The 25,825-nt window shown below is 49.8% G+C and carries 20 protein-coding genes and 2 tRNA genes; 6 read left to right on the forward strand and 16 right to left on the reverse strand.

Features of this window, described 5'->3' with window-relative positions:
- Positions 1–2: 2 nt before the first annotated feature.
- The 9 genes from H6G00_RS12340 to H6G00_RS12380 form a co-directional block, all read right to left on the reverse strand.
- Positions 3–1,436 carry an SPFH domain-containing protein gene (locus H6G00_RS12340; RefSeq protein ID WP_190796952.1) on the reverse strand — a complete coding sequence of 478 codons (1,434 nt, stop codon included), beginning with the start codon at positions 1,434–1,436 and terminating at the stop codon, positions 3–5.
- Positions 1,437–1,469: 33 nt separating this feature from the next.
- Positions 1,470–2,096 carry an NfeD family protein gene (locus tag H6G00_RS12345; protein WP_190796953.1) on the reverse strand — a complete coding sequence of 209 codons (627 nt, stop codon included), beginning with the start codon at positions 2,094–2,096 and terminating at the stop codon, positions 1,470–1,472.
- Between the two features lie 195 nt (positions 2,097–2,291).
- Positions 2,292–3,323: an ATP-binding cassette domain-containing protein gene (locus H6G00_RS12350; RefSeq protein ID WP_190796954.1), complete on the reverse strand. Its 1,032-nt coding sequence runs from the start codon at positions 3,321–3,323 to the stop codon at positions 2,292–2,294.
- Between the two features lie 99 nt (positions 3,324–3,422).
- Complete coding sequence (locus tag H6G00_RS12355; RefSeq protein WP_190796955.1) at positions 3,423–4,088, reverse strand: LysE family transporter; 666 nt, start codon at positions 4,086–4,088, stop codon at positions 3,423–3,425.
- Between the two features lie 40 nt (positions 4,089–4,128).
- Positions 4,129–5,289, reverse strand: coding sequence for a 7,8-didemethyl-8-hydroxy-5-deazariboflavin synthase subunit CofH (cofH, locus tag H6G00_RS12360; RefSeq protein ID WP_190796956.1), 1,161 nt, complete (start codon positions 5,287–5,289; stop codon positions 4,129–4,131).
- A 24-nt stretch (positions 5,290–5,313) separates the two neighbouring features.
- Positions 5,314–6,327 (reverse strand): 1-acyl-sn-glycerol-3-phosphate acyltransferase, encoded by a 1,014-nt coding sequence (locus H6G00_RS12365; protein ID WP_190796957.1) that lies wholly within the window; start codon positions 6,325–6,327, stop codon positions 5,314–5,316.
- Between the two features lie 443 nt (positions 6,328–6,770).
- Positions 6,771–6,842: transfer RNA gene (locus H6G00_RS12370), tRNA-Thr, on the reverse strand.
- A gap of 83 nt (positions 6,843–6,925) precedes the next feature.
- Positions 6,926–7,010 (reverse strand) — tRNA-Tyr (locus tag H6G00_RS12375).
- Between the two features lie 287 nt (positions 7,011–7,297).
- Entirely contained in the window at positions 7,298–7,894 is a 597-nt protein-coding gene (locus H6G00_RS12380; RefSeq protein WP_190796958.1) for a hypothetical protein, read from the reverse strand.
- A gap of 301 nt (positions 7,895–8,195) precedes the next feature.
- Between H6G00_RS12380 and H6G00_RS12385 the strand changes: the two genes are divergently transcribed.
- Together H6G00_RS12385 and H6G00_RS12390 are read left to right on the forward strand one after the other, a co-directional pair.
- The gene (locus H6G00_RS12385) at positions 8,196–9,224 is read left to right on the forward strand and encodes a glycosyltransferase (protein ID WP_242042247.1); all 1,029 of its coding nucleotides are present in this window, start codon (positions 8,196–8,198) and stop codon (positions 9,222–9,224) included.
- Positions 9,225–9,379: 155 nt separating this feature from the next.
- On the forward strand, positions 9,380–11,323 hold the full coding sequence (locus H6G00_RS12390) for an alpha/beta hydrolase (RefSeq protein WP_199318448.1): 1,944 nt from the start codon (positions 9,380–9,382) through the stop codon (positions 11,321–11,323).
- Between the two features lie 39 nt (positions 11,324–11,362).
- Here the strand turns inward: H6G00_RS12390 and H6G00_RS12395 are convergent, their stop codons facing one another.
- Entirely contained in the window at positions 11,363–11,629 is a 267-nt protein-coding gene (locus H6G00_RS12395; protein ID WP_190796959.1) for a hypothetical protein, read from the reverse strand.
- On the opposite strand from H6G00_RS12395, the gene H6G00_RS12400 reads away from it, so the two are divergent.
- The 3 genes from H6G00_RS12400 (at position 11,628) to H6G00_RS12410 (ending at position 15,689) form a co-directional block, all read left to right on the forward strand.
- A complete protein-coding gene (locus H6G00_RS12400) occupies positions 11,628–14,000 on the forward strand; it encodes a PAS domain-containing protein (protein ID WP_190796960.1) in 2,373 nt (790 codons plus the stop codon). The two genes, H6G00_RS12395 and H6G00_RS12400, sit on opposite strands and share 2 nt — an antisense overlap.
- Before the next feature lie 259 nt (positions 14,001–14,259).
- Positions 14,260–14,727 (forward strand): NfeD family protein, encoded by a 468-nt coding sequence (locus tag H6G00_RS36095; protein WP_190641611.1) that lies wholly within the window; start codon positions 14,260–14,262, stop codon positions 14,725–14,727.
- Between the two features lie 92 nt (positions 14,728–14,819).
- On the forward strand, positions 14,820–15,689 hold the full coding sequence (locus tag H6G00_RS12410) for a stomatin-like protein (protein ID WP_190641610.1): 870 nt from the start codon (positions 14,820–14,822) through the stop codon (positions 15,687–15,689).
- A 20-nt stretch (positions 15,690–15,709) separates the two neighbouring features.
- Here the strand turns inward: H6G00_RS12410 and folP are convergent, their stop codons facing one another.
- From folP to H6G00_RS12430, 4 genes are all read right to left on the reverse strand, one after another.
- Positions 15,710–16,567: a dihydropteroate synthase gene (gene folP / locus H6G00_RS12415; protein ID WP_190796961.1), complete on the reverse strand. Its 858-nt coding sequence runs from the start codon at positions 16,565–16,567 to the stop codon at positions 15,710–15,712.
- A 5-nt stretch (positions 16,568–16,572) separates the two neighbouring features.
- Positions 16,573–18,597: a serine/threonine-protein kinase gene (locus H6G00_RS12420; protein ID WP_190796962.1), complete on the reverse strand. Its 2,025-nt coding sequence runs from the start codon at positions 18,595–18,597 to the stop codon at positions 16,573–16,575.
- A gap of 197 nt (positions 18,598–18,794) precedes the next feature.
- Positions 18,795–20,075: an aminotransferase class I/II-fold pyridoxal phosphate-dependent enzyme gene (locus H6G00_RS12425; RefSeq protein ID WP_190796963.1), complete on the reverse strand. Its 1,281-nt coding sequence runs from the start codon at positions 20,073–20,075 to the stop codon at positions 18,795–18,797.
- A gap of 249 nt (positions 20,076–20,324) precedes the next feature.
- Positions 20,325–21,482 carry an aromatic ring-hydroxylating dioxygenase subunit alpha gene (locus tag H6G00_RS12430; RefSeq protein WP_190796964.1) on the reverse strand — a complete coding sequence of 386 codons (1,158 nt, stop codon included), beginning with the start codon at positions 21,480–21,482 and terminating at the stop codon, positions 20,325–20,327.
- Positions 21,483–21,961: 479 nt separating this feature from the next.
- Here H6G00_RS12430 and H6G00_RS12435 point away from each other — a divergent pair, with 479 nt between their 5' ends.
- Positions 21,962–23,131 (forward strand): MFS transporter, encoded by a 1,170-nt coding sequence (locus H6G00_RS12435; protein WP_190796965.1) that lies wholly within the window; start codon positions 21,962–21,964, stop codon positions 23,129–23,131.
- A gap of 190 nt (positions 23,132–23,321) precedes the next feature.
- On the opposite strand, the gene H6G00_RS12440 is transcribed toward H6G00_RS12435, so the two are convergent.
- Both H6G00_RS12440 and H6G00_RS12445 read right to left on the reverse strand, forming a co-directional pair.
- Positions 23,322–23,846 (reverse strand): photosystem I reaction center subunit XI, encoded by a 525-nt coding sequence (locus H6G00_RS12440; protein ID WP_190641605.1) that lies wholly within the window; start codon positions 23,844–23,846, stop codon positions 23,322–23,324.
- Between the two features lie 153 nt (positions 23,847–23,999).
- On the reverse strand, positions 24,000–25,673 hold the full coding sequence (locus tag H6G00_RS12445; RefSeq protein ID WP_190796966.1) for a hypothetical protein: 1,674 nt from the start codon (positions 25,671–25,673) through the stop codon (positions 24,000–24,002).
- Positions 25,674–25,825: the final 152 nt, after the last annotated feature.

Genomic DNA, 25,825 nt, shown 5'->3' on the forward strand with positions numbered 1-25,825 from the left:
GATTAGTTTTCTCCCTCTAGCTGTACCTGTTTCTGACCGTTCTGACCATTCCGACCGTTTTGCGAATAGTGCCCGTTTTGCTGGCTAAGTGTGCCGACCACATCAATTCCCAGGGTTTGATCAACCCGATCGAGGAACTGACGCACGGTTTCGGGATAGGCGTTGACCAAGCTGGCGATCGCCTTGCCATCTCCGTTGTCAATCACATTCACATGTTTGAGATGAACCCGACCCGGAATCTTGGCTGCCTCTTGCAGTACCATCTCAATTTGCTGGGTTAAGAATACTTCTGATGCATTAGTTCCCGCTTCCTGCCAAACTTCGGCAAACAGGTCGTTCACTTGTGCCGCCGCCTGAGCGTTTTCAGAGAGAACAGAGGCTTCACCTCGGGCTTGCAGTTCCTTTGCTTGACGTTCGGCTTCGGCTGGCAAAACCTGATCGGCTTCCAGACGCAATCGTTCCAACTCAGCCCGAATCGTTTGAAGCTGCTGTTCAGCTCTGGCTCTGGCTTCCTGCGCTGCGGCAGTGGTACGTTCTTCCTCAGATTTTGCTTGTTGCTCTAGTTCTGCCTTGATTTTGCGCAACTCGTTTTCCTTTTGCTGAATGATCGAACGCGCCTGGGTTTTTGCCACCTCTGACTGACGCTTGCAGTCTGCCTCGATCTGCTCTGCTTCGGTTAAAGCATTGGATTCGGCAATTTCCGCATCACGCAACACAATAGCAATCTGGCTGCGACCAATCGAGTTGAGGTAATCAACATCATCGGCGACACTTTGAATTTTTAATGTGTCAATGTGTAAGCCCATCTTGGCTAAATCGCGGCTGACATCTTCAGTGATGCGCTCGGCAAACACCAGTCGATCTTCGTTCAATTCTTCTGGGGTGAGAGTGGCAACTACACCACGCAAATTCCCTTCTAACGTCTCTCTCGCCACACGGGAAATTTCGGAAGAGTCACGATCAAGGAAGCGTTCAATTGCGTTGCCGACGACAATTGGATCGCTGGAGATTTTGATAGTGGCGATCGCCTGAATCCGCAGAGGAATTCCCCCTTTGGAGTAAGCATTCTTCACCTCTACCGGAACAGGCATCGTGGTCAAATCCATCCGTTTGATAGTTTCCAGGATAGGAATACGAACGGTACGCCCGCCAAAAATTACTCGATAACCAACCGTTTCACCTTCTGTGGTACGCCGTTTCAAGCCTGATAGAATCAGGATCTCGTTAGGGTTACAGATACATAAAACGAGTTTGTAGATCCAGATAAAGATGGCGATCGCCACCAATACTGAAATTGCTAGCGGCAAGCTTCCTACGAGTTCATTTCTGATGCCATTATTTGAAGCATTCGTAGGAAAAACAGGATCAATTTGGGCTATTTGTGCCGTCGTGACGGGGGTAGACACTGACTGAAACTCAGCACGATTATTGCTCATGGGTTTAAATTCCTTGTAATGGGTATAGTGCAATCAGGTTGCAGCTTTAAAGGCTTTTTCGGAGACTACCCAAATTCGACTTCCTTCTACTCCCACAATCACCACCCGTTCACCTTTGGCAAAGGCAACCGCTTCTTGAGTCGAGGCTGTGAAGTCAATCATCATTCCTTTTGCATTAACCCGCACTTTCCCTCTACTAGAGGAATCAAAGGGAATTTCGACAATTCCTGAAAGCCCAGCCAAATCTCCGGACCTCACCAGGCTGTCGGCTTCTCGCTGGCGCAAGGAGTATAGCGCCCAAACAATCGCCGTACCGCAAATGATGCCGATGGCGATCGCCAAAGCCAACACCAGTAACTGCGGCAGGGCAGGCTGTATTCTCGACAACAACAGTCCGGTTAGTCCAAAAAAACAGCTTCCAAATGTCCAAAACCGTAGTTTGAAGATGGGTAAACCCATGCGTCTGTGACGAGGACTAATAAGGGTTTCTAGTTCACCTCGTTCCCGTTGCTGCGAAAGATTTCCGGCATGGGGATCAACCTCATACTCCCGATCGAGTTCCCAGTCTGAATCAATGTCTGCACCATCAAACCCCGCCAGTGCAGAAAGAAGTGTAAAGCTGCCACCAATCAAAAAGCAGAGTTGATACAGGGTTAACATAGGATGGTCTAAGGATAAGGTCTGAGAGAACCTACAGTTCACAGTACATTTATAGCCCTCTGACAAGCTTCACTTAGACGGGTAAGACAGAAAATTATTATTTAGGATTGTGAATTGGGATGGTGGAATGCAAAGGGAACAATGATGACAGTAGTGTCAGCAGTTCCATATTCAAGCGCTACCTAACGGCGAAGTTTATGCAACCGCTCCAGCCTGGAAGACTCGACCGATCACTTCCTCAACGGGAGGATCGGTAACGGTCAGGTCTACTACGTCTAACTCTGCGAGGATGCGGGCAACGGTTTGAGTCAGGTCTTCGCGGTGAATCAGGAAACGGACAATGCAGCCTTCGACTGCGCCAACTTCGCCATAGGTTTGTAGTTTGGTGAGTGAGTCTTCGGCACAGAGCGTGTGCGATCGCCCCCCTTCTCCCTTATCTGCTAATTTCTCTTTTAACTCCACCTTCACTTCACGGTAGGGAGCAAACCGCTCTAGCAGCCCTTCCAAACTACCGTCATAAATTAGTGTTCCGGCATAGATCAACAGTACCCGCTGACACAGCGCTGTGATATCTGCCATATAGTGACTAGTGAGTAAAACTGTTGCCTGATAGCGCTGGTTATATTCCCGCAAAAACTCACGTACTGCCACCTGAGCATTTACATCTAATCCTAAAGTGGGTTCGTCCAAAAACAACACTTTAGGGCGGTGCAGCAGAGCAGCCAACAGTTCTGCTTTCATCCGTTCGCCCAGTGAGAGCTTCCGGACAGGCTGAGTCAGCTTATCTTCAAGGGAAAGCATCTCAACCAATTCCCCTACTCGTCCGCGAAATTCCTTATCCGAAATGTCGTAAACCGCTGCATTGATTTTGAGTGAGTCCAATGCAGGTAAATCCCAGATAAGCTGCTGCTTTTGCCCCATCACCAGGGTGATTTTCTTTAAGAAGCTTTGTTCTCGCGTGAATGGAGTATGCCCTGCAACATTAATGCGACCACTAGAGGGATGAATCAAGCCAGTCAGCATCTTGAGTGTGGTCGTTTTGCCTGCACCATTGGGTCCCAGAAAACCCACGACTTCTCCAGGTTGAATGTGAAAAGAAACATCCTGCACCGCTTTCACATCACGATAGGTACGATGAAAAAAGTGAGTTAATGTTCCTCTTAAACCTGCTTCCTTGACGGCAACAGGATAGGTTTTGCTGAGATTTTCGACCGTGATGATAGACATGAAGGGAGGAAGAGAAATAAAGAATGAGGGATAAAGAGCTTAGTAATGTGGAGAGTATTTGTGAAATCCGTTTAATTTGAAGGTGATCAAGTTCAACAGTTATGTATTTTGTTGAGAAACGGCTAACCGCAGACCGAGAGCGATCAAAACGGCTCCTGTGATTCGCTCAGTCCAATGGGAGATTGCCAGAAATCGGTTTTTGATGGAGCGCTGGGAAATCACGATCGCAACTAGAGCAAACCAAATGAACTCTAGTGCCACCATCGTCAGTCCATAAATTGCTTGAGTGAACAATGGCGTTGTAGGTTGAATAATTTGGGTAAATAGGGCAAGAAAGAACAGAGTGACTTTAGGGTTAAGCAAGTTGGTGAGAAAACCAATCCGAATTGATGCAAATCGAGTGAGATCGTGAGTTTGTTGAGATGATGAATGTTGAGCGTTTTGAGTAGCAGAGCCTTTTGGGACGATTGGTTTGTGCCGCTGCGCTTGGAGTGACTTGATGCCAACGTAGATGAGGTAAGCTGCTCCTAACCATTTAATTGCACTAAACAACAGGATTGATTCTGAGATAATGACTCCGATTCCAACCAGGCAGTAGGTTACATGAACACAGTTGCCAGCAGCTAGACCCACGGCGGTGTAAATGCCTGACTGCCTCGAATAAGACAAACTGTTGCGTAAAGTCATGGCAAGGTTGGGTCCAGGAGCCATTACTGCTAGACACCCGATCGCCAAAACCGTCAGCCAATCTGCAAAAAATGACATTTTGTAGGCACCCCAAGTTCAATGGCAATATCGATTTACACTACACCGGTACTTCAGACTCTACACCCTTCTGTGAGGTGAGGTACTGATAAAGGGTGTCTCGCTGCTGTGCTGGGCGATTCAGAGAATGAATGGCTGCTTTGAGATCTGCTACTTCCATGCAGGTGCCACCTTGTGCGCCCGCCATTGTAGTGATGTGTTCTTCCATAAGCGTGCCGCCGATGTCGTTGCAGCCCCAGGTCAGGGCTTCGGTGGCTCCAGCTAGGCCCAACTTGACCCAGCTTGGCTGATGGTTGGCAATCCAGTTTCCTAAAAAAATTCGGGCAACGGCAGTGAGTAAAAGTGAGTCGGAAAGGACAGGCTGATCGCGTCCAACTCGTCGCCGCAGCGGTTTGGGTGCCTCTTGACCTACAAAGGGTAGCAGAATGAATTCACTGATGCCGCGATCGCCCCTTTCTACCGCTTTTTGCTGGAGCGATCGCAACAGTTCAAAATGCCGCATCTGTTGCTCTGGTGTTTCAATATGTCCCGAAAGCATCGTGCTAGTAGTAGGCATTCCCAAGCGATGGGCGGTTTCCACAATTTCTAACCAAACTGCCGTATTGATTTTCTCGGGACAGAGGACGCGCCGCACTTCATCATCCAATACTTCTGCCGCCGTTCCAGGCATGGAGCCGACGCCAGCATCCCGAAATGCGGCAATCACTTCGGCGTAGCTTAACTCATCTTCTCTCGCGATAAACTGCACTTCTTGTGGTGAAAAAGCATGGAGATGCAGATGAGGAAAGGCATCTTTAATCGTTCTCACTAACCGCACATAGTAATCCAGAGACGTTCCATTCAGCTTTGCCCCAGGATGCAGTCCGCCCTGCATACAAATTTCAGTTGCGCCTCGTTGGACGGCATCGGTGGTTTTTTCTAAAATTGTTGCTTCGGTTAACCAGTACGAACCTTCATCGCCCTCATCTCGACGAAAGGCACAGAAGCTACAGTGCTGTTCGCAAATGTTGGTGAAGTTGATGTTGCGGTTGATCACATAGGTAACAATGTCACCTGATTGTTTGTGGCGTAGGCGATCGCTCGTTTCTCGAATGGCGGCGATCGCTCCTGCATCGGTTTGTCTGAGCAACACCACACCCTCTGCCTCAGACAAATCTTTTCCTGCCAAAGCCCGATCGAGAATTTGATCAACCGTTTGCATCGCTAAAGCGTCCAGAAAAAAGAGCTACTTTACCAATTGTGACAGGTAATCATTCATCGAGTTTTGCAGACGCGATCGCAAATCCTGCGCCTCCTGATAGGCTACCGATCGGTTTTGCAGAGAATGCTCCCGTTGCCAGGGTTTCTCTAGCGGCTGAATGTAATATCTCAAATGAGTCTTCGCTGCCCAGACGCCCATCGATGGAAACAGCAAAAACGCAATCATCAGCGGCGATAGGGGAAACAGGGGTAGTCCTGTCCATTTCGTTAGCTTTCTTGAGTTAAAAGCCCAGGGGTGCAGGAATTCGTTGCCAATACAAAGAACAGGCAGGATAGGAATATGATGGCGATCGCTCAACTTGATGAAACTAGGGTCAAACGTCTCCAATTGATGCCGTTGCTGCCAACCTTTTGCCAGTCCACGCCAGCTTTCTGGGGCATATAGCAAAACAGTTTCGGCTTGTTCATCAGCCACCGCCGTCTCAAAACTGTCTCGATTAGCCCGAATGCCTCCCAAAATCTGTGACCAGCCTGCAGGCAACCACCACTTTAGCCAGGGATGATCAAAGAAAATTTCATGGGCAACTGGCTGCACAAACCAGCCTTTTGTTTGGCTTAATAGGGTTCCTAGTCCAACAAAATCCCACGGGAAAGCCATCCCCGCATGATTTAACACAACAATAAAGTGTCCTTGCTGAGGCAAATGCTCAGTGTTGTGCAACTCGGGTTGGAAGTGATGCTGCAAGATTGGAGCAAGAATTTCATCTCGAAATGCTTTCTGGTATCCAGGCTCAACTGAGGTATTTGTTTGACAAGGCGATCGCCCTCCCAGTCTTAACCAGCGCAACAGCAGCGCCAGATAAAACCCACCCGGAAGGAGAAATAAAATATATTCCAACCAATTCCAACCTTCTGGGTCAGCGTGATAGTGCTGCCAGTGGCGATTAAACAAGATTAGCCAACCTGGGGGATACCACAGACAAAACCAGTCAAACCAACCAAAGCGGTAAGAAGAGGGTGACGGCTTTTGGGCTTTCAAGGTTTTGACTTCAGATGTGACAGTTTTGGGAGCGCTCGCCTGTTTACCTCTCATCAAGAGCACAGAGAACACTTTGGAAATCTACCAACTTCGTGTGCACCGACGATAGCGTTGCGGCACTCCAACAAGCTTGCGTCAGTCCGGTTAGACAACTCTTTTAGGTCAATTTCTGGATACTCCGACTGGGGTGCTTGCAGGTAAAGCTCATACGCTACCTCCAGCACCTTTGTGTTGAGGAGCAAAGGTTTGACTGTAGTTTCAAGAAGACTAAACATGCTGCGGTCGGGGTTTAGGGTTGTTCAACCTTTATGCCAGATGTCACAGCGCTGTGCGTCTATCCTACAGAGGAATTTGTTGAATGTTCTACTCTTTTCATAACAAAAGGTTCAGCGAGGGTACATCGCTGAACCTTTTGTTACCTAATCTTCAACCGGAAGGGAGTAAGCCCGTGACGAGGATTGAACTCGTGACCTCACCCTTACCAAGGGTGTGCTCTACCACTGAGCCACACGGGCAAAAGTCAGTCTTGAGTGCTGAATTTTGAATGATGAGAGGCGTGACCTACTCACAACTCAAAATTCATAGCTCTCGACTTTCGTGGTGGGCCGGGCTGGATTTGAACCAGCGTAGGCGTAGCCAGCGGATTTACAGTCCGCCCCCATTAACCACTCGGGCACCGACCCGCCCAATCCACGATTACTGATAGTAGCACAGTGTTCTTGAAAACGCAGCCCCCCATCTAAAATTTCTTTCTACAACTCAAATCGAAACTGCCCAGGAGGAGAGCTTAACCTGTCTGTGGTAGGGCAAACAGCTTCTCAGTAACCTCTAGAAGTCGCTTTTTAAAGCGTGAGTGGTGGCGCAGCTTTGCCGCGCCGCCACTCACGCAAGAGGTTTAGGGATGGTCTAATAGGGGCGAACGGATGCTTGCTAGAAAAAAGCAGAACCGTTCTCCACAGTCTCTTAGACGTTAGATGTCAAAAGAGTCACCGTTAGCGAGGAAAATCACCTCATCGACGTTGTAGGTCGGTTCAGTCAACAGTGTTTCTCGAATTGCTTCAAACAAGGAGTATTGGTTGGCACTACTGAGACTTTGAAAAGCTTCTTCGCCACGGGGGGCATCTACCTCAAAGTTGATTTCAGCTTCCTGGCTGGACTGATCGACATTCACCTCATAGCCTGTGATGCCGACATCCTGCCCTTGATAAGCCTGCATGATTTGATCAACTGCACCCTCAACCGGCTCGTCAGCCCCTAATAGCACTGACTGTGGCACTAGCTCTTGAGTCTGTGGGTCTGGGATATAAACGACCGCAGGCTCATATTCCCTGGTAATAGAACTGTCTATGTCTGGTGTCCCAGACGGTGTTTCAGTTTCAGTCGCTTGTGCGATTTCAACCGGATTAGCGATCGCCGACAGCGGTAAATTTAGAGCAAGTGCGATCGCTACAAACAACGGTATTAAAATCTTGACCAAAAAACTCTGATTCGATTCAGCTTCCCGCTGCTCTTGGGGAATAGATACAGCAATTGCAATTGCAGATGGCTTTCTAAAATCTTGTTTCATATAACACCCTCCCGAATGCTTACTCGTTTTACAGCAGATAAGCAACTTTACTTAAGCGTTCTCAGACTTTAGCCAGAATGTAGACGCAACGTCATCTGAGCAGGGAGTGATACTTTGTTGTAAAACGAGACTTCTACTGTGCTGCTTTAGTTTCCTTTTGGCGAGGAAGTTGGCTCCGACCACACAATTCTTTAAGGGTGCTAACTGAATCTCAACCTTAAGGGACTTGCCGACCCCGATGAAGTTGACTAGCCTTATGAATGGACTACTTCTTAGGTAAGACTTTTGGAGCTGTAGCCGCATGACTCCCGTTCAAAGCGATGAGCCAATGAATCAGCCCGTTGACGAAAAGTTCTTGCCTCCTGTGTCTGTCATCATCCCCATTTACAATGGCGAAGCGGACTTGCCCGATTTGCTTAACTGTCTTTGGGCACAGACCTATCCAGCCAGTCAAGTCGAATATTTGCTCGTTGATAATGGAAGTGGCGATCGCACCCCTGATTTGCTAAAAACCGCCGTGCAGACCAGTAGTGACCGTGGCATCACCCTGCGCTATTTAAGTGAAACTCAAATCCAGAGCTCTTACGCCGCTCGCAACACTGGTGTTAGAGCAGCCAAAAGCAAAATTCTGGCGTTTACCGACGCAGATTGTCGTCCTCAGCCCGATTGGCTAATTAACCTGATGCAGCCCTTTACTGACCCTGCGGTGGGTCTGGTTGCAGGAGAAGTTGTTGCGCTTCCCGGTACAACCCTCCTGGAGGAGTTTGCTGATCGCCAAGATACGCTCTCTCAAAAACACACCCTTGCCCATCCCTTCTTGCCCTACGGACAGACGGCTAATTTAGCGATTCGGCAGCAAGCTTTAGAAAAAGCAGGGCTATTTCGTCCCTACTTAACGACGGGCGGTGATGCCGATATGTGCTGGCGCATTCAGCAGCAGGGCAACTGGAAATTGGCTTTTGCAGAATCGGCAGTCGTACAGCATCGCCACCGCGCTACCCTATCAGAGTTACGCCGTCAATGGCATCGCTACGGACGCTCAAACCGCTATTTGCATGAGCTACACGGGGTTAGTTTAATGCGAGAGCCAACTTCACGCGACTACTTCTACCGTTGGAGTCGCTGGTTCCTCAAAGAAATGCCTATCGCTGCTGTAAAAATTGCTAACCGAAAAGCTAACTTTGTGGACTTGATCAACACTCCTGTGGGCTTGATGTGCTGGCAGGCGCGATCGCAAGGTCAGCGAGAAGCAAAACTATCAGATGCAGCACGTCAGATTGAGTGGCTGCACCAAAATCAGTTTGAGCCACCTATCGAAGCCCCCGACTGAACCTATCGCTCTATAAACGCTGCTTTATGGGCAAAAGGTTACAGGAACAAGTAATACCAGATCACTTCTTAGATCAGGTCGGTTTATAAATCAGGACATTCTTAGTCCAGGTCAAAATTGCTTCGCTGCACTGTCCCGCTTTTGAGTAAAGTTCCGTGAATTCACTCCAGCATCAGTCTACTTCTCTCTTAGTGAAATTCAGACGCAGCCGTCTGGTTACTCTGCTCAGAACCTTACCCCAAAAGTCGCCTTCGCCCGCTCAACGGATGCAGCATATCAAAAGACTGGGATATGGCTTAGCGCTGATGCTGGGGTGTGGCGTAGCGTCTCCGGGTTTGTCCGCTGAACGGTTAACGGTACGTCTGGGACCGATTGAACAATCAGTGACAATTAGCGACCTAGAAGAATTTGCCGCTACTGGAGAAATTCCGCCCAGTCTAAGCCTCTATACACCGCTGTTGACTGAAGATGTGCGGCAGGCTCTCAACAGCCGAATTCAGCTAGATCCAGATGTAGGCGATCGCCTGGTTGATGATTTGTTGGATTCTTCTGCCGGACAGCGGCTTTTAAGCACGCTGGAGGTGGCAATTCCTAACAGCACAGTAGAAGACCTTGAGGCAGCGCTCGTTGTGGCAGCACAGCAGGTGGATGGGCTGAGCTTGTTGGGCTTTTTGCGGGCCTACCCAGCGGAAACGGTAGTGGTTGATGGTAGTTCGGCGATCGCCCTGGCTTCTCAGATGAACCTTCCCTACTGGCAAAGCCAGGCCCTCAGCACCATCCTGGAGCGGGAACTCACCGTTGAAACGGAGCCATTTCAGCCGCCCTTTGACCCCACTGTTGGCGGAGACTATTGGGTGCGGCAGCAGACTCTAACATTTCACGATTATGAGCGATCGCGCACGATTCCAGTAGACCTCTACTGGAATCGTGATGTGATAGGACCGCTGGTGATCATGTCTCATGGCTTTGGTGCCGATCGCCGCTTCATGGGGTATCTGGCTCGGCATCTAGCCTCTCACGGCATTGTTGTTGCTGCCTTAGAGCATCCGGGCAGCAACGTCGCCTGGTTGACCGGGCTGACGATGGGTGAAATGGGCAGTGGCAACCTGGCTGACATTTTGCCTCCAAGTGAATTTGTCGATCGCCCCCTGGACGTTAGCTTCCTGCTCGACGAACTGGAGCGGTTGAATCGTTATTCGCCTCTGCTCCGTGGACGGCTCAACACCGAACGAGCCACGATCATTGGTCATTCGCTGGGTGGCTACACGGCGCTGGCGCTGGCGGGGGCAGAATTAGACCTGGAGCATTTGCAGCAGTTTTGTGATGGGCGCAGTCCGGTTGGGCTATCTCCAGCAGATTGGCTGCAATGTACAGCGGCAGATTTAGACCCCAACAGCCAAACTGATTTTGAAGACCCACGCATTGCTCAAATCATTGCCCTCAATCCGGTAATGGGGCGCATGTTTGCGGAGGCTAGCCTGGGTGAGATCACCGTTCCTACCCTAATTTTGACGGGAACTGACGATTCGATTACGCCTGCAGTCAGCCAACAAATCTTGCCCTTTGCTCAGATTCAGTCACCCAAGTACCTGTTGACGGCGATCGGCGGTACTCATCTGAGCATTGGCGACCCCGACAACCTCAACCATGACTTAACCGAAAGTCTATTTGTCCGAGAGCGGCGGGGCGAAGAAACGGAGCCGCTGCGTCAACTTTTGCGAGGCGTTAGTCTGTCATTTGTGAAACAGATGACTCCTGAAGCGGACCGCTACAGACCCTTTTTGTCGCCTGCCTATGTGCAGTCTTTTTCGACCCCGGATCTGCGACTGCGGTTCAACACGCAGCTTCCCGAAAACCTATCGAACTGGCTGAAGATGGCAGCACTGCCCCTGGAACAACTGGTTGCAGCAACTCTGCCTAAGCAGCAAGAAAATGTCTATATTGAAACGGGCTGTCGCAGCAGTGTCGGCTGTTTGTTTATTCGGTTGCCGCTGGTTATGTTTATCTTGCCCAGAGATTTGCCGCTGGCGGGCAGTCAGCTATTTCGGCTAAATCGCCATAATCTTGCCCGAAAAACCCGAAAAACGGATAAACGATAGTTTGATGTGCTGATCACTACAGACTTACGTTGAAAACCTTTAATAGGTTTTACTTAAACGCATTGGACAGGAGTGGCAGTTGTAGCCAATGACCAGTGGCACACAGCTAAAACGAATGACCAAAATCGTGATGAGATTGGCGATCGCCAATCTATAATTAAAGTTCCTTTTGTCGTCACTGGCTGCATCTAAAACTTCTAGGGGTGCTGATCTTACAAGCATTTGCTGTTCCCGCTTGAATCGAGAGTGGGCGAGACAAGTTGTGTGAACCTCCTGAATTTGGCTTTTTCCTGCGCGTAACATCATGACTTTCAATCTGCCGGGTGGAGAGCTAGTCAGACCAGTTGATTATCTGCAAGCATTTCTAGAACAATCCACAGACGCATTTATAGAGTATGACTCGGAGACTCGCTGTGTCGCCGTAAACCCTGCTGGCGCTGCTTTGTTGGGTTTACAGCCTGCTGCCCTGATGGGTAGGACAGTTCTGCAATGGTTGAACTGGGTCAATCGAGAGCAGTCAAACTCATTGCTCGACCCACATTGTCTACGCCTGGTCATTTCACAGGTGGCGATCGCCCTCCAGCAAGTTTTTAGCCAAAATAAACCGCTGCAATTTACCCACGAGGTGCCGTTAGCAGAAGGGACTCGGTTCTACGAAACGGTCTACACACCTGTTTTAGATGCGGCTGGGGCAGTTGTGCGCGTATTTAGTGTAGGGCGGGCGATCGCCAACCCACGCTCCTGTGCTAATTCTCGTGAGTCAGGGTCTCCGTCTAATCAATACGCGAATGGCGCCTTAGTTGAAAAGTCTGCCGACCAGCAGCTCGTAGAGATGAGCAAAAGCACGGCTCTGCTGCAACTCGTGTTAGACAACATTCCTCAGTGCATTTTTTGGAAAGATAGAAATCTGGTTTACCTCGGCTGCAATCGCAAGTGGGCTGAACTAGTGGGTGTGGGCGAACCCGAAAACGTACTAGGGCTGACTGACTTCGATTTACCCTGGACGGAGTCCGAAGCAAAGTTTTACCGGGAGTGCGATCGCCGAATTATGGAAACAGGCATTCCCCAGGTGCGGCTGTTGGAGTCACGACGGCAGGCAAATGGGGAAAATATCTGGCGCGAGACGAGCAAAATTCCCATTCGTGATGCAAGGGGCAATGTTATCGGCATCTTGGGCACGATGGAAGATGTCACCGACCGCAAAGGGGCAGAAAAAATGCTCCAGCAAAGCGAATCCCGCTTTCGAGAATTGGCACAGCGAGAAGCGTTATTCAACCATCTGGCAAACCAAATCCGCAACTCGCTTGACCTGGACACGATTCTAGAAACGACAGTACACGAGATTCGCAATCTGCTAGCGAGCGATCGCTGCAACTTTGTCTGGTACTGCCCGGACCCCCAAAATCCTCACTTTGACTTGACCTATGAGGCGCGTGACTCAAGGTTGCCTAGCGTCATCGGTCGATATCCGATTGAAGATACGGATACGCCTTATCTGTGGGCGTTGAGTCGATTTGAAACGGTGCGAGTCGATGATGTCAGGACTGATACTCTGCTTGATCCAACCATGCAAGATCGGTTTATTCGGCAGGGCTATTTCTCTCATCTCACCTGTCCAGTGCAGACTCGTTCTGGCAAGTTAGGGATTTTGACTTGCGTTCACTGTGGCTATTCGCGTCCCTGGAGCGACGATGAAGTGGAACTGTTGCAGTCGGTCGCCACGCAGTTGGCGATCGCCCTCGACCAGGCAGAACTATACGAGCGCAGCCAATCCGCCGCTGCTCAGGCTCAAGCCAAAGCAAAGGAGCTAAAGCAGACTCTGCGCGAACTTCAGCAAACGCAGACACAATTGATTCAAACTGAAAAAATGTCGAGTTTGGGGCAGCTTGTTGCAGGTGTCGCCCATGAAATCAACAATCCCGTCAATTTCATCTACGGCAACATTGCCCACACCAGCGACTATACGCAAACTTTGCTGAACGTGCTGCGGCTCTATCAACAGCACTACCCCGACCCGATTCCAGCAATTCAGGCGGAGATCAGCCGGGTCGATCTAGATTTTATCGTCAGCGACTTGCCCCGGATGATTGCCTCGATGAAGCTAGGAGCCGATCGCATCTGTCAAATCATCCTCTCGCTGCGAAACTTTTCTCGTCTGGATGAGGCTGAAAAGAAACCTGTCGATATTCACGAAGGCATTGACAGTACGCTGCTGATCTTGCAACATCGGCTCAAAGCTAATGCTGGCTATCCAGGCATTCAGGTGATAAAGCGTTACGGCAATTTGCCCCTGGTGGAGTGCTATGCAGGGCAACTTAATCAGGTGTTTATGAACATCATTAGCAACGCTATTGATGCGCTAGACATAGAAATTAAGGGAATCAAAAAGCGTTCTGTGCCTAATATCCCTCCTGTGATTCAGATTCAAACGGATGTTGTGTGTGGCGATCGCATCGCCATTCGCATCTCAGACAACGGCCCAGGAATTGCTTTAAAGCACCGAAAGCAGTTGTTTGATCCCTTTTTTACTACCAAGCCTGTGGGTGCTGGAACAGGACTGGGTCTATCGATTAGCTATCAAATTGTGGTGGAGAGGCACGGTGGCTGTCTGACCTGCAATTCAGCTCCAGGGCAGGGAGCCGAATTCTTGATCGAAATTCCAACCCGTCAAAAATAAGACCGCGCAAGCAATTTTGAATCTGTCACGTCCTCTCGAAAACCGTAATTCTAGCTAGGTACACTGTATTTACATACAGTTAAAAAAAATTAATTGTAAGGGTGTGTGTCTAACCAATTTGAAGCAGTTGCTCTGCTAGGTTTCCGGCATGAATTGATTTGCGTAACTTAAGTCAAGTTATTACTTCATGTAAGGAATCTAGTGGGTTTGCTTTCTGGCAGACATCCTTCAGACTCGCTAAAAGGGAATGGGGGCTGCGGTGGATATTATTGATTTGATATCGGCTTTAGAAACTCACACCTTATGGTTGTTGAGCGGTTTAGTTTTCCTTGGGTTAGGAATGTTGGTTGGAGAACCTAGCCTCGCGGGGTTAGGAATTGCTGCCATTATTACGGCGATCGCCGCCTTGACTATTACCTCTTTCACCGTACAGCTACTGCTGTGGGGAGTGCTCGCAGTTGCGCTAGCCGTAGTGATGCAGGGCATGGTGCCGCGAGAAGCGAAAGACCTTACGCCCACCACCGAAGCTGAAGTTTCAGCACCAATTCCTAGTGGTGGAGTTGGCACGGTTGCCTATCAAGGATCTCTGTGGAATGCTCGCTGTCAGATCTCGGACATGACAATCGCTGTTGGAGAAACCGTAAATGTCGTGGGTCGTCATGGCAATACGTTAATTGTTCTACCTGCAACCTTTCCTGATAGCCATATTTACGATCAAACAGTATAAATTAACAGTATGGGCTAGACACGATGGGCTAATTGTGTGTAACTCAGCGCTTGTTCATTTTGGCAGGCGATACCCCTCAGGAGATGATCCCTATGCAGTCAATTCTTGCTGCACTTGCTCTGCTCATTATTGGCTATACGGTCGGCTCTGTAAAAATCATCAACCAGGGAAATGAAGCGCTGGTCGAGCGGTTGGGGCGCTATCACCGCAAACTCATGCCGGGGTTAAACTTCATTGTTCCTCTGCTAGATACGATCGTTTGGGAAGATACAACCCGTGAGCAAGTTCTCGACATTGACCCGCAGGAGGCCATCACTAAAGACAACATTACGCTGCTGGTGGATGCGGTGATGTACTGGCGTATCCTGGAGCTACAGCAGACTTACTACGCAGTTGAAGACATCAGCAAAGCATTGATGAACCTGGTTATTACCAGTCTGCGTTCTGAGATTGGACGGATGGAGCTAGAGCAAACCTACGCTTCTAGAAGTCAAATCAACCAGATTTTGCTGCAACAGTTAGATGAAGCAACTGCAACTTGGGGCGTGAAAGTTACCCGCATTGAAGTTCAAAATATTACCCTACCCGAAACGGTACGTGAATCGCTGGAGCTAGAGCGAGCAGCCGAAAGTAAGAAGCGGGCAGCAATCCTTGAAGCAGAAGGTGAAAAGCAGGCAGCAATTTCCGAAGCAGAAGGAACGGTGCAATCGATTGAGCTAATTTCTAATGCCCTCAAGTCTCAGAACAACACTCATGCTGTGTTGCAGTATCTCGTGGCGCAAAAATATGTAGATGCTAACTATAGGCTCGGACAGAGCAACAACTCTAAGATCATTTTCATGGACCCGAAAGCCCTAACTGAGGCAATGTCTGAGTTGATTGTGCCTGAACCTATCATTGAGCCTGATACCAATGGTTCAAATGGCAATGGTGGTAGTGGCAACGGATCCAGCCCTTCCTAAAGGTTCTACCGTATAGAAACTTAGGATCGCCAAATTGCATCCGCGACTTGGCAAACCTCATGCATCTCCTTCACATCGTGAACTCGGAGAATATCAGCAGCGCCAGCGATCGCCGCACAGCAGGTGGCTGCCGTTCCCCAAACCCGTTGTTGTGGATCGGGTTGATTCAGAATGTGACCAATAAAGCTTTTGCGGGAGGTTCCTACCAGCAGCGGGTAGCCCAGCGATCGCACTTCTGGCAGTCGTCTCAAAATCTCCAGATTTTGAGCGCCTGTTTTGGCAAAGCCGATGCCTGGATCAAGAGCAATGTTGCTAGGGGAAATGCCCTGGGCGATCGCTAGATCCGCTTGCTTCTGTAAAAACTGGCAAATCTCGCCGATTAAATCCCGGTAGTCTATCATCTGCTGCATTGTCTTGGAGTTGCCGCGAATATGCATCAGAATCGCGGGAACACCCAGTTCTGCAACGGTGGGCAGCATTTCAGCATCATAGGTGCCGCCAGAAATATCGTTCACCACGTCAGCTCCCGCCCGAACCGCAGCACGAGCAACTGCGGCACGGGTAGTATCAATTGAAATCGGCGCTGACCGAACAGCATCCCCCGCTGCACCAGAACGCAACGCCTGAATTACAGGTATGACCCGGTTAAGTTCTTCCTCCAGGGAAATTTGGTCAGCTTGAGGACGAGTAGACTGTCCGCCAATATCTAAAATGTCGGCTCCAGATTCAAGCAAAAGAGTGGCTTGGGCGATCGCCGTCTCTAGCGTATTAAACTGTCCCCCATCGCTAAAGCTGTCGGGCGTGACGTTTAGCACTGCCATCAGATAAGTGCGTATCCCCCATTCAAAAGACTTGCCTCTAATTGCCCAATTTTGCATCTCAATTATTCCGGTAAGCGCCAAACAGAAATGACGGGGCGATCGCTTCCGCTGGCCATTTCACTCCAGTCTGGGCTAATTACAAAATAATTGATGTGAGTGCCATAGCCCGTCAACGTGCGAATTTCTTCACCCGTGTTGAAATCCCACAGCTTGATCGTTTGGTCAGCACTGCCGCTAGCCAGCGTTTGCCCATCTGGACTAATTGCCAGAGCATTCACATAACCTGAATGTCCTGTCAGCGTGCGAACTGCTTCACCTGTTTCCACGTTCCAAATTTTAATGGTCTTATCAGCGCTGCCGCTAGCGACTAACTGCCCATCTGGGCTGATTGCCAGCGCATTGATAAAGCTGTCATGTCCTGTCAACGTGCTGATTTCTTCACCTGTATTGATGTCCCAGATTTTGATCAGTTTGTCGGCACCCCCGCTAATTAACCGTTGCCCATCTGGAGTAACGACCAGCGCATTAATCGAGCTAGCATGTCCGGTGAGGGTGCGAAGTTCTTGACCCGTCGCAATCTCCCAGATTTTGATCGTTTGGTCAACACTGCCACTGATTAAATGGTGTCCATCTGGTGTAATCACCAGTGCATCGATGGGGCTAGTGTGTCCGGCGAGGGTGCGAAGTTCCTGACCCGTCGCAATCTCCCAGATTTTAATCATCTGGTCGGCACTGGTGCTGACGAGAAGGCGTCCGTCCGGTGTTACCGCTAATCGATTTACAAAGCTGGAATGTCCAGTCAGCGTGCGGATTTCCTCGCCCGTGTTAAAGTTCCAAATTTTAATCGCTTTGTCAGCACTGCCGCTAATTAGGGTTTGCCCATTGGAACTGAGAACCAGGCTGTTGACAAAGCTGGAGTGCCCTGTGAAAGTGCGGGTAATGGCGATCGCCTGATTTTCCACTCTCTGGCTATTGGCAATTAAAGGAAAAGATTGACGAGACTGCCAGAGCCAATATCCACCTCCTCCCAACAGCAAAATTAGTAGCCCGCCGCTCAACCATTGCCAAGTTCTCGACTTGGGTGGCGACTGATACACCGTTGGAATACTCAGAGGCGACAGGGCTGCTCCTCCCATTGAAGCGTGAGAAGGGTGAGATGCGCCGCCAGCAACTTCCTGAGAAATTTGTGACAGTCGAGCCAAAATTTCTTGCGTGTCTTTGGGGCGATCGGCGGCTCTAGGAGCAATGAGTTGATCAATCAGTCCGGCTAGCTGTGGCGAAATGTGGGGAGCATGATTACGCCAGTGAAATTCATTCTGGAGCGAATCATAAATGCCAGTGTCAGTTGGCTGCTTGCCTGTTAGCAGATAAATAAAGGTGCGCCCCAACGCGTAGAAATCCGACTGAGGAACTGCTTGCCCCTGCTCTTGCTCAGGTGGTGTGTAGCCAGCAGAGCTGATGCGGGTCACACCACTGGTGCCACCAAGCTGAGCCAGATAGGTATAGGTCATCTCTCTGGCTGCACCAAAATCAACCAGCACAAGCTGACCGCTAGAGCGCAGCATGATGTTTTCGGGCTTGATGTCGCGATGAAAATAATTTTTGCTGTGAACCAGGTGCAAAATTCCTACTATCTGCTGAAGCCAGTTAACAGCCTGCTTTTCACCAATGGGATTATTGCCCTGTTGCCGCATCCACTGGGTTAAATTTGGCCCATCAATTTTTTCCATGATGATGCAGTGCAGCGGCTCTACAGCGTTTCTTGGAAAAAACTGAAAGTATCCATCTGGCTCGATTTGCGGAATGCTGGGATGCTGAAGTTGGCTCAAGACGACGGCTTCTTGCTGAAACAGCGTTACCGCTTTGGGATTGGTGCTGTGACTTTCTTTAAGGACTTTGAGGATTTTGGGTGTACTACGCTCAAAGGCTTCATAAACTTTGCCAAATCCGCTCTTGTCGCTCAGCAGTCGCATGACCCGATAGCGTCCCTGCAAAATCAGATCAGAGCCGCAGCTTTGGCAAAATTGATTGCCGTCATTGCCAGGGTGGTCGGGCTGAAGACAGCGGGGGTTGATGCACAAACTCATAGCGGGCGGCGAAGTAGATTCCCTTCTCTAATACCCAATGTCTCACAAGCAACTGAGGATGGGACAAGAAAGGTAACAAAGCAATAAATTTAGCTTGTCAGGAGAAAATATTCTAGTCGAGGGGCGATCGCCCCTTCTAGAAGCAAATAGGGTGAGCATTGCCCACCCTACTGTTCATGCTAATTTAATGCCTGGACTTACGCACTAATAGTAGGTTTGTACAGTACTTCTCGCGTTGCTACCATGCTGGTAACCAGACGATCCATTTCTTCGCGGGTATGCAGCGAGTTAACGGTAATCCGAACTCGAGGCTTGGCGATAAACCAGATGGGTGACACCCACACCCCGTGATCGTTCATCAGCTTTCTGGCAAAGATTTTAGGATTAAGCTCGGGTGGCAGCAGTACTGGAAGCACGTTAGTTTCACCGATCGCCATAAAGTCATTTTCCTCCAGGCGCGATCGCAGATACTGAGTATTTTCCTGCAACCGCTCTACTAGTTCTGGAGTCTTCACCACTTGACGGATGCTCTCCAACGCAGCAGCAGTCGTTGGAGGGGGCAGCGAAATAGTGCCAATTGAGGTGGGTGAAACGTTGAGCAACGGCTTTAGCTCGGCAACATGGCTGCTAATCGCGGCTCCGGCAGAAGCCGCAAACTTAGAGAAAGTTGTCATGATCAGCGGCACAACGCCCCGCTCGATCGCCTGTTGTGGCAATAACCCAAAATGCTCATAGATGCCTCGACCTGTCGCGCCAAGTGCGCCGCTAGCATGGGCTTCATCCATCAGCAAAACGCTACCTTCGTAGTTTTGCATAATGCTGAGCATGTCGGGCAACGGGGCGATGTCGCCATCCATTGAAAAGACTGCGTCAGACACCACCAATATCCGGTCATCTGGACGGGCATATCGCTGGAGCTTGCGGCTGAGGTCTTCCATATCACAGTGGCGGTAAGCCCGTACCCGAACGCGGGGGCTATGCCCAAACAGCTTACCGGAGCGGGTGCCAGCATTGGCGATCGCTGACACAATGCAACCATGGTTTAACACATCAGTTAGAATCAGCGTTTCGCGTGTATGCTGAAAGCCAGGCACCGGAATTGCCAGGTGGCAGAAGGCATCCATTAATGCCTGCATCGCCATCCAAGCATTGAGAAATAGCTGCGTATAGGGTAAATGTTTAAATGCTGAAATTTCATCTTCGAGCTGGCGGTGCAGGTCAATCCGACCGCTCAACACCGAAGTCGAACTATTAGAAGTGCCATACTTCAAAATTGCATCAATAGCAGCTTTTTGAACGGCTTCATTTTGAACTAGTCCCAACACGTCGTTGGTGCAGAAAGTGAGAACAGTGCGGCGTTTGCCCGTGTCAGCCTCCTCAATTTCAACTAAGTTGCCCTGCTTGCCGTGACAAATATATTCATCAGGGTCAAGCCCACTTTCGTACCAACGCTGAACGTATTCCTTAATAACTTGCACAGTAAACTCCCCTCACCTTAGTTTCTTTAGGTAGCTTTTTGCCTCTGGCTTAACAGCAGATCGGTCAGGTAGGGTGCGCTACCCCGATCTGAAGTCAACGCGAGATGACAAGAGACATTCACAACCGTGATTGTGACATTGAACCCAATTGCTTGGCGACCTTCGGTATAAATTGAAGAGCCACCTATGACTCTGCCAGAAGTTGGCAAGCATGGCTGATAGCGTTAGTACAGTTATCTTCATCCAAGCTCAATTTTCCGAGGTTTGTTCGGCCTGACCTGAAATCGCCGCTTTGGACAAAGAGATAGACTTGTGGGAATCACCGTTTCGACCACTTTGTAATTGACTGGATGATTGACTTGATTGTTGCATAAATTGCTCATACTGCCGGATGATTAATCGCTGAAGAGCGATGATTGCCGGATTGATCTCGACGTAGCGGCGGTTAGGGTTTTCCAGGTAAATCCGCTGTTCGCTTTCCATCATTTCAATGTCCTGGTCGAGGAAGCGTTGCAGCATAAAGTTTTGAATCACCCAACTGAGCAACGATTTGACCGGGCGGGGCAACCACTGAGGCACCTTGACTTTAAAGAAAAATAGAGCGAACGAGCGACTTTCGACTGGGCCAACGGGTAGCCGCATCAGGTAAAGCGCAGAGATTCCTTGGAGCGAACTGGAATAGTGGGGATAGCGATACTGAATTGAGATTGGCAGCGTGGTGACCTCATCGGCGCGATCGCTCAATCCCAAAAATTTTGCCAGTCGCCCTTTATAGGAAACCTGATAATCGGCGCAGATTGCGGATTCTGTCTCTTTCAAGTTCAGCAGCACTGGGTCAAACCAGCCTTGAAGCTCTTGGTGCAAAAAGCCGTGAAACACATCCATCGCGTTCTCGTTACAGATCGAGAAGTGGGCGTTGAAGTGAGCTGTTACAGGCACCATCAACCATTCTGGCTGGTCGTACTCTGGCACTGAAGGAAGAGGATGCGTCTCGGCACGGTGAGGATCACCCGGAAACACCCAGATCAAGCCATATTTCTCTTGCACTGGGTAGCTGCGCGCCTCAGCACAGGGAAGCTTTTGTCCGCTTGGCAGGTAGGGAATGCTAACGCAACTGCCGCTACCATCAAACTCCCAACCGTGATAGCTACAGGCGAGATGCTTACCGTGAACTTTGCCTTTGTGTAGCTCTACACCCCGGTGTGGGCAAGCGTCTTCGAGTGCGTGAAGCTCTCCGTCGGTGTCTCGGTAGATGGCGATCGCCTGCTTCCAGACGACCAGCGGCATCACCTGTCCTGGCTTGAGTTGGTTTGCCCAACCCGCAGGATACCAATGGTTTGCATTGATACCGACTTCCCGGATAATGTTCCGGACGGTCTGCCCCTTCAACGTTGTCGCCAGTTCCATCTATTCTGCTTTCCCCCTGCTACTAACCGCTGTCTAGATATTGAGCTTATATTGCTACTTAGCGATGGATGAATAGAAACGCACTCTAGACTTTTAATCCTTTCATAAGTCAATCTATTCCTCAATACATTGCTGCTTCGGTATTCACCCAAACAGCATGAAAAGTGGTCATTCTTTAGTGCAGATTGTGCCAACTTCCCTAGAATTAGCCAGCTTATAAAGCTATGGCTAGAAAATGTGGACGCCATGTGCAACTTTGTAAAGAGGACGATCTGTGGATCACGTCCTGATTTTGTTTTGCCGGAATTTTTGTGAGGCTGACCCACCTAGTTAGCAGCTTGACAAACTGGCACAGTGTGGAGCGCAGTACCAAGCAGGGTGCGTAAGTCTCGATCTATGTGGTGTTGAGAAGTTTCTGAATTCTAAGTAATTTTATGTTGCCTGTTCGTAAAGCTCCCGCAAGGCCGTTGTCTAAGCTGATGGCTTCAAAGCAACTGCCAAAACTACTGGTGTTGTTGGCTGCGGGCTGCCTGACTACGATGACGGGCGGTATCGTCTCACCAGTGCTGCCTGAGATTGTGCAGCAGCTTCAGCTTGACCCTCGCTGGGCGGGTTTGTTGGTGAGTATGCACGCGTTGGCGATCGCCGTCTGCACACCGCTGTTTGGCATTCTCTCGGATCGCATTGGCAAGCTCAAGGTGCTGATTCCGGGTCTGGTGCTATATGCAATATTCGGAACTGCTGGAGCCTGGATGCAAAGTTTCCTGCCGCTGCTGGCAACTCGTGCCCTGCTCGGAGCTGCGAGTGGTGCGGTCGCGGCAGCAACCATTGGCTTACTAGGGACGATGTATGAAGGAGACGCGCGATCGCGCATTCTGGGTTATGCCACGAGCGCTATGACTACAGCCAGCATTTTGATTCCGCTGATAGGCGGCTGGGTCGGGCAACATCACTGGCAGTATGCGTTTTATCTTTACGGGTTTGGGTTGCCGTTGGCAGCGATCGCCGCTGTACTGCTAAAGGAAGGGCAATCTGGACAATCTTCCGTTATTCCCGCTAATCAAACCCAACAGCTACTACAAATCTTGCGCCAGCCTCGCACCTTGCAGCTTTATCTAACGCTGGCTCTGGCAGCTTCGGTTGTCTACTCGGTGGTAATCTACACGCCGCTGTATCTGCGTGAAGCAATCGGAGCAACACCTTTACTGAATGGAAGTGTTTTGGCAGTCCGAGCAATTGGAGCGGCGATCGTTTCAGCGCTGCTAGCAAGTCGGTTGGCTAAGGCTATGGGAACAGAGCGGGCGATCGCACTCGGTTTTACGCTGATGTCTCTAACGCTGGCAACGATTCCCTTCCTGGATCAGTTGGAATGGATTATGCCAACAGCCGTCTTATTTGGCATGGGGTTTGGGGTAGTTGTGCCCAACGTTTACGACCGTCTAGCAGATCAAGCACCTTCAGAACTGCGCTCTAGCGTGTTGGCGATCGGCACAGGTTGTAACTCGCTCGGACAATTTATCTCACCGTTGGTACTAGGACCAGTCTGGAAATATGCCGGGTTGCCGCCCGTATTTTACGTTGCTGCCGCAGTCGCCCTGGGAACTGGACTGCTGAATTTGCTCCAACGTCCTCAAGATTCGCACCAATAAGAGTCAGGCTGATGGAACGCATACGGTTACAAGGCTTTCCTGGTTTCCCAATTCCAGCTCAGGAACGAGTCAAAAGAAGCTCCAGCTTCTTGCAATTAGAGACAAGGAAACTAGAGCTTCGAAATGAGCAACTTTCTAGGATGGAGAATTTAGGAAGTTACAAGGATTGAGCAACAAAGCAAGACCAGGGTTAGCCCAGGAAGTTGCTAAAAGATGGAATGATCAGCAGCAGCAGATAAGCAAAAGCTGCACCGCCAATTCCACCAATTAAGAACCCACTCGCATATTCATTCCAACCCTCGGAATGGTTAAAAGCCTCAGGAGGTCTGGGGGTTGTAATGGTTTGAGTTGGGTTGGGCGGGTTGCTGCTGGCATACAGCGACATAGCGAGCGTTGAAATCACGATCAGCCCAACGGTTGAAAGTAGCCCCGACAGGTTAGCAATATCTGTATCACGCAGTGGCCCCAGCTTCGCAAAAGGACCGAGGATCCAATAACCATGAGCCATTCCCACCTCTAAACCTCGTCGCAAGGGAGATAAACCCTTACGGTAGGCAGGCAGGTTGTTAATAAACGCCATTGTAAAGTCTGAAGCATTAATCGGAGTCGCCAGGTTCCCGTTTTGCGGATCGGCAGCAGCATAAACTACTTCCCGATTCCTGGGATCACGAGGACGATCCTTCGACTGGTCTACAGCTTGACTAGGAGATTGCATAACTCATTCAAACCTTCAATAAAGGATGTGGGATTATGCTAGAGATACGCCAGTTGTTCAATCATCACCCCAAGGAAAGACCCTGGCTCAAAAGCGCTCAAACGTCACAATTAGTAACAAGTGTCAAAGAGTGCGTCTTCTAGGTTTATCCGTCTATCTAGAGGCGCTGTAGTTCAGGTCAGGAACGAACTCAAAGCCGACATTGAGTTGAATCGCGCCAGGTTCCCCTTGCTGATTCTCGCTTAGTACCTCTATGTCTGTTCCTTCTAGAAACAGGAGCAAGTCTGGGGCAGCTTGTTCTAGTACCTGCATCAGCTTTGTTTCTAGCTGCTCCAGCGCATCGGGTCGTTCACACCAGTGACTCTGATGAGACTGCACGATCACATTGCGGGCAAGTGGAAAAATGTGCGGTTGGGGAGGCTGTCCGGTCGTTATATCGAGTTGCCAGTCTTGCTCTGGAGTCTTGCTGTTGAGGCTGGCTAACAGACGCAGGGTACCTGTTTCCCAGGGGCATTCGGGTTGAAGCAGATTGACGCGAATGCCACCCATCAGCTGCATCACTTCATAGGCACCTCGGCTAAAGGACCAGAGCAGTTGGTGAGTTAAGGCGGTCAGTTCAACTTCTTGCTGTAAAGAGTGGCTTGATAGTGCAGGAGAGGTTTGCAGCAGGTCTACCAGGTCGCAGGCATCTTTGACGATCAGCGGAATCAGGCTTTGAGAAGAAAGGTTCCGATTTTTTTCACCTGCCGCTCGGAATGTGGGTAACTGCTGGATGGTACTAGCAAGCTGTTGTTGAAGTAGGGTCTTGGAGTATTTTTCTAGCCAATCTGAATGGGTGAATTTGATTTGGAGGTGGCTTGAGTCTGAAGAAAGGGATGCTGCTTCGGTAGCGTTTGGGGGGAGAAGAGCGGCTGCCTCTGCGTCAGAAGCCTCCGCAAAGTCTGCAAAAACGGTCGCGTCGGTTGCGATAAATTCAAACCCAAGCTGAAGTTGGATCAGTCCAGACTGCCAGTTGTGGTTTGGTGCTAAAGCGTCTACTTCAGCGCCTGCAAAAAATCGGCTGATGGAAGGGGTTGTTGCTGTAATGTGTTGAGTCAAATCTGGCAGCAATCCAGCAAGCCAAGTTGGTTGTTGACAAGCGCTGTACTGGTCCGATTGAATCATCGTATCGGATGGAAGCAAAGACTGGTTGACCTGGAAGGTTGTCAGATCTAGGTATGCAGACAGTTCAGGAATTTTTGTGTCTAGCGTCGCAACCAGGCGGATAATTCCAGTGCGCCAACCTTGCCCTAGCTTAAAGGCTTTGGCAGGAATGCCTTCAAGCAGTCGCATTACCTCATGGCTGCTGCGAGCAATGCACCAGAGCAGCCAGGGAGCCAGGTCTGAAATTAGAAAGTAGCTTTGCCAGCGATCGCCTCCTTCCACCAAGCCAATGGAGTCTGATTGGGGCAGCTCAAAGTAGTTCTTTTGTATCGCTTCTAGCACATCATAGGCTTCTTCAACCAAATACGGAGCCAAGGCTTCAGGCGTTTGGGGTACATCGGGCGACTCGCCGCTTTTGGGCGATCGCAAATCCTTAATCATGTTTACCAATCGCTGCATTGCCTCCAAAACTTGAGTCGAAGCGACAGGAACAGATGTCGCCTCAGAGGGAGCCTCTTCTGGAACATCCTGATGCGCCGCGATTGGTACGGTCAGCTTCAAAATTGTTTGGCTGATCAGAAACGGATCAAGCTCAGATTCCTCTTTAGGCTCCTCAATTAAAGGGAGAGCCGATTCTAAAGAATCCTCTGTCGGTGCAGGTTCGGTAGGAATTTCAAAGGACATCAATACAGGCTCGATAGGACAGGCTCGATAGGTTAAAAACCACTCTATGCTTAACCGATTTCACGACTACAAGCAGTGAGATTCAATCAAATGCAACACAGCCCACAGACTTAAGCTCTACCCTCTCCTTCTTTGGGTCTGTGCCCTGTAGC

Origin of the sequence: Leptolyngbya sp. FACHB-541 (assembly GCF_014695875.1) — a bacterium.
Lineage (GTDB): Bacteria > Cyanobacteriota > Cyanobacteriia > Elainellales > Elainellaceae > JAAUTN01.

What these genes read in the sequence shown, in the direction of transcription:
- cofH (WP_190796956.1), bottom strand. Translation starts at nt 5,289, where the DNA reads ATGCAAACGGTTGATCAAATTCTCGATCGGGCTTTGGCAGGAAAAGAT.
- H6G00_RS12435 (WP_190796965.1), top strand. Translation starts at nt 21,962, where the DNA reads ATGGCTTCAAAGCAACTGCCAAAACTACTGGTGTTGTTGGCTGCGGGC.
- H6G00_RS12410 (WP_190641610.1), top strand. Translation starts at nt 14,820, where the DNA reads ATGCAGTCAATTCTTGCTGCACTTGCTCTGCTCATTATTGGCTATACG.
- folP (WP_190796961.1), bottom strand. Translation starts at nt 16,567, where the DNA reads ATGCAAAATTGGGCAATTAGAGGCAAGTCTTTTGAATGGGGGATACGC.
- H6G00_RS12430 (WP_190796964.1), bottom strand. Translation starts at nt 21,482, where the DNA reads ATGGAACTGGCGACAACGTTGAAGGGGCAGACCGTCCGGAACATTATC.
- H6G00_RS12385 (WP_242042247.1), top strand. Translation starts at nt 8,196, where the DNA reads ATGACTCCCGTTCAAAGCGATGAGCCAATGAATCAGCCCGTTGACGAA.
- H6G00_RS12395 (WP_190796959.1), bottom strand. Translation starts at nt 11,629, where the DNA reads ATGATGTTACGCGCAGGAAAAAGCCAAATTCAGGAGGTTCACACAACT.
- H6G00_RS12445 (WP_190796966.1), bottom strand. Translation starts at nt 25,673, where the DNA reads ATGTCCTTTGAAATTCCTACCGAACCTGCACCGACAGAGGATTCTTTA.
- H6G00_RS12340 (WP_190796952.1), bottom strand. Translation starts at nt 1,436, where the DNA reads ATGAGCAATAATCGTGCTGAGTTTCAGTCAGTGTCTACCCCCGTCACG.
- H6G00_RS12345 (WP_190796953.1), bottom strand. Translation starts at nt 2,096, where the DNA reads ATGTTAACCCTGTATCAACTCTGCTTTTTGATTGGTGGCAGCTTTACA.
- H6G00_RS12350 (WP_190796954.1), bottom strand. Translation starts at nt 3,323, where the DNA reads ATGTCTATCATCACGGTCGAAAATCTCAGCAAAACCTATCCTGTTGCC.
- H6G00_RS12355 (WP_190796955.1), bottom strand. Translation starts at nt 4,088, where the DNA reads ATGTCATTTTTTGCAGATTGGCTGACGGTTTTGGCGATCGGGTGTCTA.
- H6G00_RS12440 (WP_190641605.1), bottom strand. Translation starts at nt 23,846, where the DNA reads ATGCAATCTCCTAGTCAAGCTGTAGACCAGTCGAAGGATCGTCCTCGT.
- H6G00_RS12420 (WP_190796962.1), bottom strand. Translation starts at nt 18,597, where the DNA reads ATGAGTTTGTGCATCAACCCCCGCTGTCTTCAGCCCGACCACCCTGGC.
- H6G00_RS12400 (WP_190796960.1), top strand. Translation starts at nt 11,628, where the DNA reads ATGACTTTCAATCTGCCGGGTGGAGAGCTAGTCAGACCAGTTGATTAT.
- H6G00_RS12380 (WP_190796958.1), bottom strand. Translation starts at nt 7,894, where the DNA reads ATGAAACAAGATTTTAGAAAGCCATCTGCAATTGCAATTGCTGTATCT.